Source organism: Geobacillus sp. 47C-IIb, assembly GCF_014679705.1.
GTDB classification, from domain to species: Bacteria; Bacillota; Bacilli; order Bacillales; family Anoxybacillaceae; genus Geobacillus; species Geobacillus thermodenitrificans.
This window is the reverse complement of record NZ_CP061473.1, coordinates 953,712-970,231: the sequence shown is the minus strand read 5'-3', so window position 1 is coordinate 970,231 and position 16,520 is coordinate 953,712. Positions and strand designations below refer to the sequence as shown.

Sequence of the window (16,520 nt, the reverse complement as noted above, 5' to 3'; positions counted from 1 at the left end):
AGAAAGGGTGTCTCGTTGCTTTAGAGACGCCCTCTTTTTTATAATGCTGCAAGTATTTTAGTAAGGTGGATGGGGAACCTGATGCAAACAAGGCTTCTTAGAAAATAGTTAGGATGTAAACACGTCCGTCTTTGGAAGCGAGGAGCCTTGGCCATAGAGATGGGCTCGGTGAAAAACGCTTGTTCATATTCAATGAGGTTGTCTCATAAATTAGTACAAACGTTGTTAGAAAGGTGGAGGGGGGACATATGGACCGACGCATTCGAGAGATGAAAAAGCGAATTGAAAAGCGGCGAAAAGAGCGCCAATATCAATCAAAAAAGCGAAAGGAGCCGGTGTGGGGGATAGCGGACGAGGAACGGTACGGGCTGCCGGTCGTCACGTATGACCGCTATTCGTTTGAATCAGAGTCCCATCCGCTGTTCCGCAAAGAGTGGTTTCTTTTTAAAACGCTCATCGCCGCCTGTCTCGTGTTAGTGACCGCCATTTTGTTCAGGCATCCATCCGCTTCGCTTGAACCGGCACGGCAGTTTGTCGTGCGGACGATGGAAACAGAATTTCAGTTTGCGGCTGTTTCGGCTTGGTATGAAAACATGTTCGGCGAGCCGCTCGCCTTTTTTGCGCCAAAAAAAGGGACAAAAACGGAAATAGCGTCCTCATACGCGGTGCCAGTTTCCGGTCGAGTGCTTGAAAGCTTTGACGAAAATGGTCAAGGGGTGATGATCGAAACAGAGAGTGAGGCGAAAGTCGAAGCGATGAAAGAAGGGATCGTCACGTTTGCCGGCACGAAGGAGAAGCTCGGAAAAACGGTCATCATTCAGCATGCGGATGGCAGTGAGACGTGGTATGGCCATTTAGGCACCATTTCGGTGAAGCTGTACGATTTTATCGAGATGGGAAAAGAAGTCGGTACCGCCCAGGCGAGTGATAAAGAAAAACAGAAAGGGTTGTTTTATTTTGCCATTAAGCAAGGGGAGCAATTTATCGATCCGATCCAGGTGATCTCCTTTGAATAAGTATCTAGGGCTGCTTGGAAAGTTGCACGTTCATCCGTTATTATGGCTGATCGGCGGCATGGCGGTATTGACTGCCCATTTTAAGCAGCTTTGTTTGCTGTTTTTTATCGTTCTTGTCCATGAACTTGGCCATGCGGTGGCAGCGGCGTTTTTTTCTTGGCGGATAAAGAGGATTTTGTTGCTGCCGTTCGGCGGAGTGGCAGAAGTAGAAGAGCATGGAAACCGTCCATTCCGCGAAGAATGGATTGTCACGCTCGCCGGACCGGCACAGCATCTTTGGTTGACAACGGCTGCGTTTTTTTTGTGGAAGGCGGGCTGGATGGATGACGGGAGTTGGGAATTGTTTTTCCGTTATAACGTGGCTGTTTTTAGTTTAAATTTGCTGCCGATCTGGCCGCTTGACGGCGGTAAACTGCTGTTTTTGCTGTTGTCGTATCACCGTCCGTTCAGCGAGGCGCACCGGAAGATGGTTGCGATATCAGCGGCTGTGCTGGCGGCCAGTATCATCCTTTTGCTTGTATTCATGCCACGTCAGCTTGATTTATGGACGATTGCAGTCTTTTTGGCGTATGCGCTTTGGCAAGAGAAAAAACAACATCCATATATTGTTATGCGCTTTTTGCTTGAGCGGTATTACGGGAAAAAGGGGGATTACGCAAGGCTGCAGACGATCACCGCCCCAGCGGACGAGCGCATCTCTGCTGTGCTGCAACGCTTTTATCGCGGCCAAAAACATGCGATCGTCGTCGTCCGCAATGGACGCGAACGGACGGCGCTTGATGAAAACGAACTGTTGCACGCATTTTTTGCTGAAAAGCGGACTGATGCGCCGCTTGGCGCTCTCATTTATTGATGACGGCTGGCCGTTTGAACCGTTTCATTCCCCTCTGGGGAGAAGATTGCGGTTGACGGCCGGTCGTTTGTATGTTACTATAGTTAACGTTGTAGACTTTTTGTCCCTTAATAGCAGGGACAAAAGAGGGCGGCTGTCGCAAAAAGACGCACCCGTACTACAACCGCTCAGCGCGGGTTGTGAAGTGTTCCGGTTGGAACCGCCTTGACGCTGGCGAGTCTGAGTTCATAAAGGAGGTGCGAGGCATGTACGCAATTATCGAAACTGGCGGTAAACAATTGAAAGTACAAGAAGGCCAAGAAATTTACATTGAAAAATTGGATGCTAATGAAGGCGATACGGTGACGTTTGACAAAGTGCTGTTCGTCGGCGGGGAAACGGTGAAAATCGGAAATCCGACAGTCGAAGGTGCGACGGTTACGGCGAAAGTGCAAAAGCACGGCCGACAAAAGAAAATTATCGTCTTCAAATATAAAGCGAAAAAGAACTATCGCCGCAAACAAGGCCACCGTCAGCCATATACGAAAGTCGTCATCGAAAAAATCAACGCGTAAGCGATGATCCGCGTCACGATTGAACGGGAAGCGGACGGCCGCATTCGCGCGTTTACGATGGATGGGCACGCCGAGTTTGCCAAGCGCGGGCAAGATATCGTATGTGCCGGCGCTTCGGCCGTCTCGTTTGGCACCATCAATGCCATCGAGGCGCTCACCGGCGTTCGCCCGCACGTTTCGCTTGGCCAAGACGGAGGCTATCTTCGCTGTGAGCTTCCGAAGTTGGAAGAAGCAGCGACGGCAGAGAAAGTGCAATTATTGTTGGAAGCGATGGTCGTCTCGTTAAAGACGATCGAACGCGATTACGGGAAGTTTATCCGCGTGACATCTATCTAGCAGGAGGTGACTGCTATGCTGAGACTCGACTTGCAATTTTTCGCTTCGAAAAAAGGGGTCGGTTCGACAAAAAACGGCCGTGATTCGATCGCAAAACGTCTTGGTGCGAAACGCGCTGACGGTCAATTCGTCACTGGCGGCTCGATTTTGTACCGCCAACGCGGAACGAAAGTTCATCCGGGCTTGAACGTTGGCCGCGGCGGCGATGACACGCTGTACGCGAAAATCGACGGCATCGTTCGTTTCGAGCGGCTCGGCCGCGACCGGAAACGTGTCAGCGTCTACCCGGTTAGCCAAGAAGCGTAATTTGTTTCGGAGAAAAACTCTAACCATTCCGGTTAGGGTTTTTCTTTTTGTCCTTGAAAAATCGTTCCCGTTTAATGTCAGAAAATGTTATAGTAAAAGTGAATGGCCTCTTGATGAAGAAGAGGCTGAAGAAAAGACGGTGTGGGAAACTGCGCCGCATGAATAGGGGAGCAGTGAATGGAAAAGCGATGGACGGTCGTTGAAGTGATGCGCCATGCCCGCCATGACTGGCTGAATAAAATTCAGCTCATTAAAGGTCATTTGGCGCTCAATAAAATCGAACGGGTGCAGGAAGTCATTAATGGCATTATCGGTGAGATGCAGCAGGAAACCCGGCTGACGAACTTGAAGGCCGAGCGATTCGCCGAACTTGTCATGACTTACAATTGGGAGCCGCGCCCGGTTAGTCTTGAGTATGAAATCACGGGCGGCGAAGCGGATTTGTCATTGTATGACAAACGGTTGACCGAATGGTGTCGCGAGTTTCTTCGCTTGCTTGAGATGCAGGCCGATAGACGGACGGAAAACCATGTGTGCTTGTCGATCGAGCTGTCTTACGGGCGGGCCTTGTTGTTTTTTGATTATCGTGGCGCATGGCAGGACGAGGAAGCGGTTCGTGCTTGGTTGGAACGATGCGAGCCGGCGCCGCCGCTTCGGCTTGTATCGTTTGCTGTCGGTGCGGAAGAGTTGACCGTGGAGCTTGAGCTGCTGATCCGCTCTGAAATGACTTATTCTTGAGCACATATTGACAGCATTGAATTGGCTCTGTATACAATAATAAGTATTAGTTACACTAATTTCGCCATGATGGAAGCGAATCGGAGGAACAGCTATGTTTGTCGATCAAGTGAAAATTTACGTCAAAGGTGGGGACGGCGGCAACGGTATGGTCGCGTTTCGCCGTGAAAAATATGTCCCAAAAGGCGGGCCGGCTGGCGGAGACGGCGGTAAAGGCGGCGACGTTGTGTTCGTCGTCGACGAAGGGCTGCGGACGTTAATGGATTTCCGCTACCAACGCCATTTTAAAGCGCCGCGCGGCGAAAACGGCATGTCGAAAAATCAGCACGGCAAAAATGCTGAAGACTTGCTTGTCAAAGTGCCGCCGGGGACGGTTGTCATCGATGCCGATACAAACGAAGTGCTCGCCGATTTGACCGAACAAGGACAGCGGTTTGTCGTCGCCAAAGGAGGGCGAGGCGGGCGAGGAAACACCCGGTTTGCGACCGCGGCTAATCCGGCGCCAGAGATCGCGGAAAACGGCGAGCCAGGCGAGGAGCGGAACGTCATTTTGGAATTAAAACTGCTCGCTGATGTTGGCCTTGTCGGGTTCCCAAGTGTCGGCAAATCGACGTTATTGTCCGTCGTTTCAGCAGCAAGACCGAAAATTGCTGAGTACCACTTTACGACACTCGTGCCGAATTTGGGCGTCGTCGAAACGGAAGACGGCCGCAGCTTTGTCATGGCTGACTTGCCGGGGCTCATCGAAGGCGCCCATGAGGGGGTCGGCTTAGGACATCAGTTTTTGCGGCATATTGAACGGACTCGCGTGATCGTCCATGTCATCGATATGGCCGCGGTGGAAGGGCGTGATCCGTATGACGACTATGTCGTCATCAACGAGGAGTTGAAGCAATACAATTTGCGCTTGACTGAACGGCCGCAAATTGTCGCAGCTAATAAAATGGACATGCCAAACGCCGAAGAAAATTTGCGCCGCTTTAAAGAGAAAGTCGGCGAGGCAGTGCCCGTCTTTCCGATTTCAGCAGCGACAAGGCAAGGGGTGCGCGAGTTGCTGTTTGCCATTGCTGATTTGCTCGAAACAACGCCGGAGTTTCCGCTCCATGAACTGGAAGAGCCGGCAGTGCAGCGCGTCGTGTACAAATACGAAAAAGAGGAGCTGCCGTTTACCATTACCCGCGGCAGCGATGGGGCGTTCATTTTGTCGGGTGAAAAAATTGAGAAACTGTTTAAAATGACCGACTTCTCGCGTGAAGAATCGGTGCGCCGCTTCGCCCGCCAACTGCGTGCCATGGGAGTCGACGACGCGTTGCGCGAGCGCGGAGCGAAAGACGGCGACACCGTCCGGCTGCTCGATTACGAATTTGAGTTTGTCGATGACTGGGATGAACGATAAAAGCGGAGGAAGGTGCGGTGGAGAAAAAATTTTATTTAGTGCGCGAAGACATCTTGCCGGAAGCGATGAAAAAAGTCGTGCTGGCGAAACAGCTGCTTGAGCGGAAAAAAGCCGCCTCGGTTGCCGAGGCGGCTCAGCTCGCCAACATTAGCCGCGGCGTCTTTTATAAATACCGCGATGCCATTTTTCCGTTTCAGGCGGTGACGAAAGAAAATATCGTCACGTTGTTTTTTCATTTGGAAGACCGCTCGGGCACGTTGTCACAGCTGCTTAGCGTCGTAGCAGCGGCAGGCTGCAATGTGCTGACGATCCACCAGACGATCCCACTGCAAGGACGGGCGAACGTGACGCTTTCCGTCAGCACAAACGATATGCATGAAGACATTGATGAACTGTTGGCAAAACTTAGGGGGCTTGAATTTGTCGAAAAAGTTGAAATTGTCGGCTCGGGAGTGTATTAAAGCAAGGGAGAGGCAAACGAGATGAGAATCGGCTATTTAGGACCGAAGGCGACGTTTACTGAAGCGGCCGTTGCGGCGCTATTTCCATCAGAGCCGCGACAGCCGTACGCCACGATTCCCGACTGCATCGATGCTGTCGCTGCTGGGGAAATTGAGGCAGCGGTTGTGCCGCTTGAGAATGCGTTGGAAGGGTCGGTCAATTTAACGCTCGATTATTTAATCCATGAACAGCCGTTGCCGATCATCGGTGAAATCGTTGTTCCGATTGAGCAGCATTTCATGGTGCATCCGTACTATGCACCGCATTGGCGGGAGATTAAAGAAGTGTATTCACATTCGCATGCCATTGCTCAGTGCCGCAAATTTTTACATACGGTGCTCAAAGGCGCAAAGCAAGTGCCCACGACGTCAACGAGCGCCGCTGCCAAATTTGTCAGCGAACATCCGCACTTGCCAGTGGCGGCGATTGCCAATCGGCTCGCAGCGAGCGAATACGGCTTGACGATTGTGCAGGAAAATATTCATGATTATGATTACAACCATACGCGCTTTATCGTCGTCAGCCGAAGCAGGCAGCCGCTTTCGCCTGATTCGCCGCTTTATGCCGGCGACAAAACGACCATTGTTGTCATGTTGCCGCAAGATCAGCCTGGTGCGCTCCACCAAGTGCTGTCGGCGTTTGCTTGGCGGCGGCTGAACTTGACGAAAATCGAGTCGCGCCCAGCGAAAACAGGGCTTGGCAACTACTTTTTTATCATTGATATTGACGCACCGATGGATGATGTCCTCATCCCGGGAGCGATCGCCGAAATCGAAGCGCTCGGCTGTACGGTGCAACTGTTAGGCAGCTATCCATATTACTTTGTCTAAAACACCAGGGTGTCCCAAAACTAGGAGGACACCCTTTCCTATCATGGCATATGTGTACTAGGTCATTTTATGAGAGACGAGATGTTATCTCCCTCGTAAAGAACGATACCTTTTGAATCAGCCTCTTTTGCCTTCCACCGCTGCTACACTTCTTTTTTTCATCGCTCTCTTATCTCCTATTGCCCGCTTTGCTTAGGTGAAAAATGCTGCACGTTCTGTTTAGCTGCTGTGGAACGCCCGTTTTGGTGGCGGGACAGGAGCGTGCAAATGAAGAGGGGTTAGGCCTCGATTAAAAATCCCGCTTGTTTTAAGGCACGGCAGGCGGCGTCGAGCTTTTCTGGTGAGTCAGCTTCGAGCGTATGCAAATGCGTCCCATCGGTCAGCTGCAATAAATATGCTGATTTTGTCGCTTCAATTTTGGCGATAAACTGGTCGACTTCGAAGCGGTTGCTGACCATGACCGATGCAATTAAATCGCCATAGACCGGATGTTCAATTTTGACATCTTTTACCGTTACACCACAGTCGACAAGCAAATACAGTTCTTCTTTTGTCTGTTCCGGTGTATGGGAGCAGGCGATGGTTCGCGTATACGTTTGCGTCGGTTCGGCCGGCTTTAAATACAAATATCCTTGGCTTGTCGCGATAATAGGTTCGTTGCGTGCCTTTAACAGCGAAATATCTTGGACGATTACTTGGCGGCTGACGTTCGTTTTTGCTGCCAATTCTGCCCCGGTGAGCGGTGTCTCGCTTTCTTTCAGCCATTGCAAAATGAGCTGGCGCCGCGCTTCTCCTAAAATTTTCTTTTCTTCTTTCACCTTGTCCATACCTCCTTTCGCGTTCGGATAAACTGTTCTAATGTGGAGATCAATTGATCGATCTCTATTTCCCGCGTGGACGTACCAAGTGATACACGGACGAACTGCTTTGCCTCCTCTGGGGTTTTGCCGACGGCAAGCATGGTGCGCGACGGCGCCTGCAATCCGACTTGGCAGGCGCTGCCAGTTGAAATGGCAATACCGGCACGGTTGCATTCCAGCATGACGAGCTGCCCTTCAAAACCGGTAACAGACAACCCGACAATATGGGCAAGTCGACAGCTAGGATGGCCTTCAACGGCAATCGGCAGCTGTTTGGCTGCTATGGCGTCAAGCAGCCGGCGGCGCAGCTGTTCAAATCGTGTCTGTTCACCTTCCATCCGTTCGTAAAGCTGCTTAGCGGCAGTGAGGAAGGCAACGATCCCCGGCACATTGACTGTTCCGGGTCGGAAGCCGGATTCGTGTGTCGTCCCTGGAAAAACGGGTTTCCAATGAAGGTGCGGGTCGATGTAGACGGCTCCGACGCCTTTTGGACCGTACACTTTATGAGCGGAAATCGATACGCTGTCAATCGCCATCGCCTTAACGTCTAGCTGTATTTTAGCAAAAGTTTGCACGCAGTCGCTATGAAAAAGGATGCCGCGCGCTCGCAACAGGCGACCGATGTCAGCAAGCGGCTGGATGGTGCCGATTTCCGAGTTGGCATGCTGGATGGAAGCGAGGATCGTCTGCGGTGTGATGGCCCGTTCCAAATCAGCGAGACGGATGCGACCGAATCGATCGACGGGCAAATACGTCACCGCATATCCTTCCGTTTCAAGCTGTTGAAACAAATGATAAAGTGAGGCGTGTTCGACTTCGGTAGTGATTAAATGATTCCCTTTGTGGCGGTGGGCGGCAATGAGCGACCGAATGGCGAGCACATTTGCCTCCGTGCCGCCGCTTGTGAAATAAATCCCTTCTGCTTCCCCGTTGATCATAGCGGCAAGCTCACGCCGGCATAGCGTCAGCAATTGCTTCGCTTTCGTGCCGACGTCGTGCAGGCTACTTTCATTGCCAAAATAAACGGCCGCTGCCTCAGCATAAGCCTCGATGGCTTCTTTGCACATTGGTGTCGTCGCTGCGTAGTCCAAATAAATCATATTCTCCCGCCTTTTCTTTCACTTTTTTCAATCAACCTCTTGTCATTAGTTTAAATATGTGTAAATATAGATGTCAAGACAGGTGAAAAGAGAGGTGAGCGGTTGTGGGGGAAAACGGCATCATTATTGTTGGTAGCGGATTGGCCGCTTTAACAGTGGCTTATTATTTACAGGTGCAAGAAAATGTGATTGTTTTCACAAAAAAAGGGAAAACGGACTGCAACTCTTGGCGGGCGCAAGGTGGGGTGGCGGCAGCGTTAGCCCCCGACGATGATTGGCGCGTTCATTTCCACGACACGCTTACGGCCGGCTGCCATCATAACGATGTGCGAATGGTTGAGTTGCTCGTTCGTGAAGGGCCGAAGCGGCTGCAAGAATGGATGGACGCTGGGATGGCGTTCGATGCAGATGAACATGGACAGCTTTGCTTCGGCCTTGAAGGCGGGCATAGCCACCGCCGCATTTTACACGCTGGCGGCGACCAAACGGGCAAGGAGATCGTTACATTTTTGCTTCAGCAGGTGAAAGGGCGCGTATCAGTGGTGGAAGGTGAACAAGTCATCGAACTTTTGATGGAAGACGGCCGCTGTGTCGGGGTGAAAACGAAGCGAAAAGACGGTGCTGTCTCCGTTTGGCGGGCGGCGGCAGTCGTCCTAGCGACCGGCGGCTGCGCCGGGCTGTATACGTTCACTTCCAACGCGCCGACCGTGACTGGTGATGGCATTGCCATGGCGTATCGCGCCGGCGCGGCAGTCGCCGACATGGAATTTATCCAATTTCATCCGACGATGCTGGCTGTCGGAGGAAAAGCGGTCGGATTAGTATCGGAAGCGGTGCGCGGAGAAGGAGCGGTGCTTGAGACGGAAGACGGGCGGCGCTTAATGAATGGCGTTCACCCACTTCGTGATTTGGCACCGCGTGATGTTGTCGCCCGCGCGATCGCCGCGGAAACGGAGCGAGGCGGCCGCGTCTACTTAAATATTTCCGCCGTTCCTCATTTCCACCGCCGTTTTCCGACGATTGCGGCGTTATGCGAGGCGCATGGCGTTGATCTTGAGGCCGGCCGCCTCCCGGTTGTGCCAGGCGCCCACTTTTTAATGGGCGGCATTATGGTCAATGAATGGGGGCAGACGACCGTGCCGGGCTTGTATGCCGTTGGGGAAGTGGCGTGCACCGGTGTGCACGGTGCCAACCGGTTGGCAAGCAATTCGTTGCTTGAAGCGATCGTCTTTGGAGCCCGTGTGGCCCACTCTATCAATCGCCGGGAGGAGTGGCCGACGTCAGTATACCGCGCTGCCCGATCGTTTGGCCACTCGCGTCGTCTTTTGGTGCCTCCGCTTCCGGAACGGTCGTGCATCCGTGAGCGATTGTCCACATTTGTCGGTATCGTCCGTGAAAAAGGGCGGCTTTGTGAGGCGGTTCGCTGGTTCGAACAATTTTCCTTGCCAGATTGGTTGGATGGCGATCTTGAATGCTTGTCGGCAGAGGAGATTGAAACAGGGTATATGCTCCTTACCGGTTGGCTTGTCGCCTCGTCTGCGCTTCGCCGCACGGAAAGCCGTGGCGGCCACTACCGAAGTGATTTTCCGTATGATCATCCGGACTGGAAAGGCCGACGCCTCGTGCGGACGAAAGAAGAGTGGGAGCATGCACCAGTTGGACGGTAAAGCGGGAATAAGATCAAAAGGAGGATGAGGCGATGAATCGGTTAAAACTCGAACAGTTGTTGAGGCAGTTTTTTCTTGAAGATATCGGCGATGGGGATGTGACAAGCGACACGATTTTTCCGGCTAACGAACGTGCGACGGGGGTGTTTACGGCGAAAGAGGACGGGGTTGTGGCTGGCGTCGACCTTATTGCCACTGGCTATCAACTGCTTGATCCGCATATCGAGGTATCGATCATGAAACGGGACGGCGAACGGATTGCAGCTGGTGAAACGATCGCCGCCGTTTCTGGGCCTGTCCGTCCACTGTTGTCTGGTGAGCGCGTCATTTTGAATTTGCTTCAGCGTTTGAGCGGCATTGCGACTATGACGCGGCAGGCGGTTGACCTGCTTGGTGACAGCCATACTCGCCTTTGCGATACGCGAAAAACGACACCGGGTTTGCGCATGTTGGAAAAATATGCGGTTACTTGCGGTGGCGGCTACAATCACCGCTTTGGCTTGTACGATGGTGTGATGATTAAAGACAATCATATCGCCTTTTGTGGGTCGATTGCCGCCGCTGTCAAAGCGGTGAGAGAGCGGCTCGGCCATATGGTGAAAATCGAAGTCGAAACGGAAACGGAAGCTCAGGTGCTCGAGGCGGTCGAAGCCGGGGCTGACATTATTATGTTTGACAATCGGACGCCGGATGAAGTGCGGTCGTTCGTCCGGCTCGTGCCGAAACCGATCATCACGGAGGCGTCCGGCGGTATTACGCTCGCCAATGTAGCAGCATACGGTGCGACCGGAGTCGACTACATTTCACTTGGGTTTTTAACGCATTCAGCTGCAGCGTTGGACATTAGTTTTTATTTACAATGACGGAGGAGAGAATGATGAACGTACTCGAACAGTTCAAACAGCTCGATAATATGCCGGAACAGTATAAAACGATGGACAGAGATGAGCTCGAAGCGCGCGCCCGCGCGGTGAAGGAGCAGCTCGGGCGGCGTCTTTTTATCCCTGGACATCATTACCAAAAAGATGAGGTCATTCAGTTCGCTGATGCCACCGGCGACTCGCTTCAGCTCGCCCAACTGGCGGCGAAAAACAACGAAGCGGAATATATTGTGTTTTGCGGCGTCCATTTCATGGCGGAAACCGCGGACATTTTAACGAGTGAGGAGCAGGCAGTTATTTTGCCGGACTTGCGCGCTGGCTGTTCGATGGCCGATATGGCCGATATTTTTCAAGTTGAGCGGGCATGGGCGGCATTGACGGATCGATTTGGCGAGACGATTCTGCCGCTTGTATACGTCAATTCCACAGCGGCGATTAAAGCGTTTGTCGGCCGAAATGGAGGGGCGACGGTTACGTCGTCCAACGCGCAAAAGATGGTAGCGTGGGCGTTTTCACAAAAAGAACGGATCTTCTTTTTACCGGACCAGCATTTAGGCCGAAATACGGCCTATGCACTCGGCGTTGGCCTTGACGAGATGGCCGTCTGGGATCCATATGAGGAAACATTGCAAGGCAACGGTGACCTTGACAAGGTGAAAGTCATTCTTTGGAAGGGCCATTGCTCGGTGCATGAAAACTTCAATGTCCGGCAAATCGAGCATATTCGGCAGACGAAACCGGAAACAAAGGTAATCGTCCATCCGGAATGCAGCTGGGACGTCGTCCAGCAAGCCGATTACGCCGGTTCAACAAAATACATTATCGAAACGATTCGCAACGCCTCACCCGGTAGCCGATGGGCGATCGGAACAGAAATGAATTTGGTGAATCGCCTTATGCATGAGCATCCGGACAAAGAAATCATTTCTCTTAATCCGTATATGTGCCCGTGTTTGACGATGAACCGGATCGATTTGCCGCATTTCGTTTGGGCGTTGGAATCGCTCAGTGAAGGAACAGTCGTCAACCGCATTACCGTTCCAAGGGAAGTAGCGTTCGAAGCAAAGCTAGCACTCGAGCGCATGCTTGCCCTTGCCTAGTTCTCCTCCCTGGCGAAGACGGGATCGCTTCCGTCCGGCCAGGGATTTTTTTATCATAAATCAACAACCATCGTCATACATTGTGTTGAAAGATGATAACAAGAAACAAGCATCGGTTGGATAGAGCGCAAACAGTCTCGGTTTAGGAGGGGAACCGCGTGAAAATCCATATTGTTCAAAAGGGCGATACCCTTTGGAAAATTGCCCAAAAATATGGGGTTGATTTTGAACAATTGAAAAAGATAAATGGGCATTTGAGCGATCCGAATATGATTATGCCTGGCATGAAAATTAAAGTGCCGACAGCAGGAGTGCCAATAAAAAAAGAAACAAAAACGTATGCACCGTCAAAAAAGCCGAAAGTGGGAGAACATCCGTACGCGGAGACGAAACCGTTCGTTTCATTCAATATTGATGCGGAGATGGACACAGCTAGCGGCTCCGTCTTGGAAAATGAAATACCAGTGAACGAGGCGCCGAAAGCAGTGGAAAAAGAAAAACCGAAGGCGCCAGCGGCCAAAGCGCCGAAGGCGGAAGTGAAAGAAAAACCGAAAGCACCAGCGGTCGAAGCACCGAAAGCGGAGGCGAAAGAAAAACCGAAAGCGCCAGCGGTCGAAGCACCGAAAGCGGAGGCGAAAGAAAAACCGAAAGCGCCAGCGGTCGAAGCACCGAAAGCGGAGGTGAAAGAAAAACCGAAAGCACCAGCGGCCAAAGCGCCGAAAGCGGAAGTGAAAGAAAAACCGAAGGCGCCGGCGGTCGAAGCGCCAAAGGCAGAGGGGAAAGGAACAGCAAAGGCGCCGATAAGCGGGACATCGAAGGGAATGGAGAACAAGAAGGCGAATGTGTCAGTGAACGAAGCCCCGAATGTGCCGGTGAACGAGACACCGAACGTACCAGTGAACGAAGCGCCGAACGTGCCGGTGAATGAAACACCGAACGTACCGGCGAACGAGGCGCCGAAAGCACCGACAGCCTATACACCGCCGCTTACACATACGATTCCGCCGGTCGTTCCGACCCCTCACGTTTCGTTTGCCAAATCGTTGCCGAATCTGCCACCGATTCCACCGAAGCCGAGCAACATTTTGCCTGGCATGATGAAAGAGGAGATGGATGAAAGCCCAACTGAACTGAAAGGGGAACAAACAGAAATAGCAGACGAAAGCGAGGAAACCCCGCCACCGTTGCCGAACATTCCGCATGTTCCAATTGCACCGATGACGGCACCAGTTTTCGGTGTTGACCAAGGATGTGTGCCAGTGACGCCTATTTTGCCAGGAGCGGGGTTTTACATGTCTCCGCCGCCAGCCATGCCATCTTATTCTCCGCCGCCGGGTTCGTTAGGGGGCGGCCCGGAAAATAACCCGGCTCCATTTCCGGGCATTAGCGAAGGGAGCAATGATTCTTTAGAGTCTCCGCAGTTTTCTGAACCGGGGAAACACGGGGCTGCTGCTCCGCTTGCACCGCCAGCTGGTGCCGCTTTCGCTGCGTCCGGTCCTGCCGCACCGGGATATGCACCATCTGGAGTGTACGCGCCGCTAGCCGGATATCCGCCTTTTGGGTATGTGCCTGTGTATCCACCGACTCCGTACTACGGGGGATATGCCCCTCCGGGAGTGTACGCCCAGCCGGCTCCATACGGGTACGCGCCGCAACAAGCTGCGCAGGCGATCCCGTGGCCCGGTGCCGTTTACCCGGTAAGCCCACCCGCCGCCGGTTCGCGCCTGTTTGCCGGACCGCCGGATGAGGAGAGCGAGCATGGGGAAGAACAGTAACCTGACAGAAAGAGACGCCGTTGGCCGTCTCTTTTTTCTTCTTAGCCGCCAGTACCGGATTGTTATTCGGCAGGCTGTGGCGCTGAAACCAAATGTCATTGCCATCGCCACTTCGCACGGATCATTTGTCGCGAAAGCGTACCATTCGTTAGTGGCGGCTGAACGGCAAGCTTGGCTTCTTGCCGCTCTCCGCCGCTCCGGCTTTTTCGCCGCTCCAGCCGTTGTCCCGATCGGCCATGGAGGTGTCATCACTGCCGGAGGGCGACATTGGCTGCTGACAGAATATGTAGCTAGTGCGCGCCCATTTGTATTTGTCAACGAGTGCGACATCAAAGATGGGCTTCAAGCGTTACATAGCTACCATGTGGCAACGGCAAGGATCGTATGTGACAAACGGGCAGCCATGCGGCTGCCGTCTGTGCAGCTGTATGAAAAATGGCGGCGCTGTTACGATGAGTTTTGTCGACATTTGCCGTTCATTGAGACAGCGATGGAAAAAGAGGATATTTTATTTACGCTTCGCTGGGCGCATTACTGCTTGGCAACGTGCGGCGATTACGCCCAAGAGTTAGCGGCGGAGCCTGTCGTCATCATTCATGGGGATGTAGCGCCCCATAATTTTTTGCGCACTGCCGGTGGAGATGTATATATGATCGACTACGATGCGGCCGCCCTCGCCTCGCCCGGTCTTGATTATTGGCAATACGCAAACCGTATTTTGCCGCATATCGGCTGGTCGTATTCGGCGCTCGCCCGTTTTGTTCCGCTTGGTCGTTGGCTGGAAAAAAGTTGGTTTTTGCATGCGCTTTTGTTCCCTGCTGATGTATTTCGTGAGTGGCGACAGGCGGCCGCGCGACGCCGCCCGCTCGTATTGGATCGGAAGAAGCGGGAATGGTTTGTCCGTCGTCTTTTCGCTATGCTAAAATAAAGAGTAAAATCTTTGGAAAAAGGAGTCGAAGGCGGATGCAAGAAAAAATTGACAAGCTTGTCCAATGGCTGCGGGAACAAGTGGCGTCGGCTGGCTTAAACGGGGCAGTAGTCGGCATTAGCGGTGGCATCGACTCTGCCGTTGTTGCCCATTTGATCAAGCGGGCGTTTCCAGATAACTCGCTTGGCCTCATCATGCCGTGCAAAAGTCATGCAAAAGATATGGAAGATGCCCTCAAAGTGGTGGAAAGCTGCGGCATTCAACATCTTGTCATTGATTTGACCGAGGTGCATAAATCGTTGTTCGGCGCGGTGGAAGCCGAGTTGAAAGCCATCGGTGAGTGGAATGAAGAAAAGGCGCGGCTTGGCGATGCGAACACGAGGGCGCGTCTGCGCATGACGACGTTGTACGCTGTCGCCAACAACTATGGCTACCTCGTTGTCGGTACGGACAATGCGGCGGAGTGGCACACCGGCTACTTTACGAAATATGGCGATGGCGGGGTTGATTTAGTGCCGCTCATTCATTTCACAAAAGGCGAAGTGCGTGAAATGGCTCGTCTGCTTGGTGTTCCGGAAGAAATTATCACGAAAGCGCCGAGCGCCGGATTATGGGAAGGACAGACGGATGAAAGCGAAATGGGCACGACGTATGATATGATTGATAAATATTTAAAAGGTGAAGACATTCCAGAGCAAGACCGGAAAATTATTGAACGGCTGCATGAACGTTCGCACCATAAACGGCAGCTGGCCATTGCGCCACCAAAGTTTTAACCGTCGTCTTGTTGGTTTGAACTAACAGCGATAACCCCCCTGCTTTTTCCGCAAGCTAAATGTAAGGCTGGCTTTGCGCCAGCCTTGGGCGAAGGAAACCAAGGGGGGGTTTTCCATTGAGGTACGCGGTCAAATGGATCGGTGTATTGTCGGTAGCCGGCTTGCTCGCTTCATGCACCAATTATGGGACCAATGACGAAGGAGCCCAGCGCTATAACAATGCGGAGAGACCGATCGGCTATTACTCAACAGAACGGAACGATGATTTCCGCTACGGTCGTTACGGAACGAATGCGCTCAACTACGATAACAACTATATGTGGGCACGCCGCGGACCGGTGACTGACTTTTTGACGGACGGTGACCGCCTTGGTCGGTCGGCGGCGCCCCGATTGGATGCGGACGTCCCAGCTCTTCCGCGCGGAGTGGATTTTGGCAACGGCGATTACAACTACCACGGGCATTTACATTCGCTGAATGTTGCTCCGCATCCATCGTACTACCGTAGCTATGACGGTGCTTTGGTTGAAGAGCTTTCCCGCCGCGCTGCAGCGGTAAGTGGAGTAGATGATGCCCGTACGGTCGTTTACGGCGATCAAGCGCTCATCGCCATTGCGACTGATACCCGCCATCCAGATCGGCTGGAAGAGCGTGTTGCCAAAGCAGTGGCTCCGTACGCCAACGGCAAACGGGTACGTGTCACGTCCAATCCGAGCATGTACAACCGCATCCGCACGATTGACAACACAATTCGCCGCGGTGCGCCGATCAGCATGGAAGAAATTCGCCGCGATTTGCGTACTATTTTTATCGACGGTACGATTCAAGAACGGCCGGAAAACAATCGGTAGTTCGGCAAGGGGGTGCCATTGGCATCCCCTTTACTCGTTTTCCGCTTTCAGC

Annotated in this window: 18 protein-coding genes and 1 other annotated feature; of the genes, 16 read left to right on the top strand and 2 right to left on the bottom strand. The window is 52.7% G+C overall.

Annotation, left to right across the window (positions count from 1 at the left end; genetic code table 11):
- The first annotated feature begins 248 nt into the window (after window positions 1–248).
- From IC804_RS04945 to pheA, 9 genes are all read left to right on the top strand, one after another.
- Window positions 249–1,016, top strand: coding sequence for a M23 family metallopeptidase (locus IC804_RS04945; protein WP_011887908.1), 768 nt, complete (start codon window positions 249–251; stop codon window positions 1,014–1,016).
- Window positions 1,009–1,869 (top strand): M50 family metallopeptidase, encoded by an 861-nt coding sequence (locus IC804_RS04940; RefSeq protein ID WP_029760656.1) that lies wholly within the window; start codon window positions 1,009–1,011, stop codon window positions 1,867–1,869. Before IC804_RS04945 ends, IC804_RS04940 begins: the two co-directional genes overlap by 8 nt.
- Window positions 1,870–2,020: 151 nt before the next feature.
- Window positions 2,021–2,100 (top strand) — a sequence feature (ribosomal protein L21 leader region).
- Window positions 2,101–2,114: 14 nt separating this feature from the next.
- Entirely contained in the window at window positions 2,115–2,423 is a 309-nt protein-coding gene (rplU, locus tag IC804_RS04935; RefSeq protein ID WP_008881067.1) for a 50S ribosomal protein L21, read from the top strand.
- A gap of 3 nt (window positions 2,424–2,426) precedes the next feature.
- Window positions 2,427–2,759: a ribosomal-processing cysteine protease Prp gene (locus tag IC804_RS04930; protein ID WP_011887906.1), complete on the top strand. Its 333-nt coding sequence runs from the start codon at window positions 2,427–2,429 to the stop codon at window positions 2,757–2,759.
- A 15-nt stretch (window positions 2,760–2,774) separates the two neighbouring features.
- Window positions 2,775–3,065 carry a 50S ribosomal protein L27 gene (gene rpmA / locus IC804_RS04925; protein ID WP_008881065.1) on the top strand — a complete coding sequence of 97 codons (291 nt, stop codon included), beginning with the start codon at window positions 2,775–2,777 and terminating at the stop codon, window positions 3,063–3,065.
- 177 nt (window positions 3,066–3,242) lie between these two features.
- Window positions 3,243–3,803: a sporulation initiation phosphotransferase B gene (locus IC804_RS04920; RefSeq protein ID WP_008881064.1), complete on the top strand. Its 561-nt coding sequence runs from the start codon at window positions 3,243–3,245 to the stop codon at window positions 3,801–3,803.
- 94 nt (window positions 3,804–3,897) lie between these two features.
- Window positions 3,898–5,199 carry a GTPase ObgE gene (gene obgE, locus IC804_RS04915; RefSeq protein WP_011887904.1) on the top strand — a complete coding sequence of 434 codons (1,302 nt, stop codon included), beginning with the start codon at window positions 3,898–3,900 and terminating at the stop codon, window positions 5,197–5,199.
- A gap of 17 nt (window positions 5,200–5,216) precedes the next feature.
- Entirely contained in the window at window positions 5,217–5,660 is a 444-nt protein-coding gene (locus tag IC804_RS04910; protein ID WP_008881062.1) for an ACT domain-containing protein, read from the top strand.
- A 21-nt stretch (window positions 5,661–5,681) separates the two neighbouring features.
- Window positions 5,682–6,530 (top strand): prephenate dehydratase, encoded by an 849-nt coding sequence (pheA, locus tag IC804_RS04905; protein WP_011887902.1) that lies wholly within the window; start codon window positions 5,682–5,684, stop codon window positions 6,528–6,530.
- A gap of 278 nt (window positions 6,531–6,808) precedes the next feature.
- Here the strand turns inward: pheA and IC804_RS04900 are convergent, their stop codons facing one another.
- The gene (locus IC804_RS04900; RefSeq protein WP_011887901.1) at window positions 6,809–7,357 is read right to left on the bottom strand and encodes a transcription repressor NadR; all 549 of its coding nucleotides are present in this window, start codon (window positions 7,355–7,357) and stop codon (window positions 6,809–6,811) included.
- Window positions 7,345–8,490: an IscS subfamily cysteine desulfurase gene (locus IC804_RS04895; RefSeq protein ID WP_008881059.1), complete on the bottom strand. Its 1,146-nt coding sequence runs from the start codon at window positions 8,488–8,490 to the stop codon at window positions 7,345–7,347. The genes IC804_RS04900 and IC804_RS04895 overlap by 13 nt, the downstream gene beginning before the upstream one ends.
- A gap of 104 nt (window positions 8,491–8,594) precedes the next feature.
- Here IC804_RS04895 and nadB point away from each other — a divergent pair, with 104 nt between their 5' ends.
- The 7 genes from nadB to IC804_RS04860 all read left to right on the top strand — a co-directional run bounded on the left by nadB (window position 8,595) and on the right by IC804_RS04860 (window position 16,468).
- Window positions 8,595–10,157 (top strand): L-aspartate oxidase, encoded by a 1,563-nt coding sequence (gene nadB, locus IC804_RS04890; protein WP_029760658.1) that lies wholly within the window; start codon window positions 8,595–8,597, stop codon window positions 10,155–10,157.
- A gap of 32 nt (window positions 10,158–10,189) precedes the next feature.
- Window positions 10,190–11,020, top strand: a complete 831-nt coding sequence (nadC, locus tag IC804_RS04885) for a carboxylating nicotinate-nucleotide diphosphorylase (RefSeq protein WP_029760659.1) — start codon at window positions 10,190–10,192, stop codon at window positions 11,018–11,020.
- 14 nt (window positions 11,021–11,034) lie between these two features.
- A complete protein-coding gene (gene nadA, locus IC804_RS04880; RefSeq protein WP_029760660.1) occupies window positions 11,035–12,138 on the top strand; it encodes a quinolinate synthase NadA in 1,104 nt (367 codons plus the stop codon).
- Between the two features lie 158 nt (window positions 12,139–12,296).
- The gene (gene safA, locus IC804_RS04875) at window positions 12,297–13,913 is read left to right on the top strand and encodes a SafA/ExsA family spore coat assembly protein (RefSeq protein WP_081156946.1); all 1,617 of its coding nucleotides are present in this window, start codon (window positions 12,297–12,299) and stop codon (window positions 13,911–13,913) included.
- On the top strand, window positions 13,897–14,841 hold the full coding sequence (locus IC804_RS04870) for a phosphotransferase (protein ID WP_011887896.1): 945 nt from the start codon (window positions 13,897–13,899) through the stop codon (window positions 14,839–14,841). Before safA ends, IC804_RS04870 begins: the two co-directional genes overlap by 17 nt.
- A gap of 35 nt (window positions 14,842–14,876) precedes the next feature.
- A complete protein-coding gene (nadE, locus tag IC804_RS04865; protein ID WP_008881053.1) occupies window positions 14,877–15,617 on the top strand; it encodes an NAD(+) synthase in 741 nt (246 codons plus the stop codon).
- 116 nt (window positions 15,618–15,733) lie between these two features.
- Complete coding sequence (locus IC804_RS04860) at window positions 15,734–16,468, top strand: YhcN/YlaJ family sporulation lipoprotein (protein ID WP_008881052.1); 735 nt, start codon at window positions 15,734–15,736, stop codon at window positions 16,466–16,468.
- The last annotated feature ends 52 nt before the right edge of the window (window positions 16,469–16,520 follow it).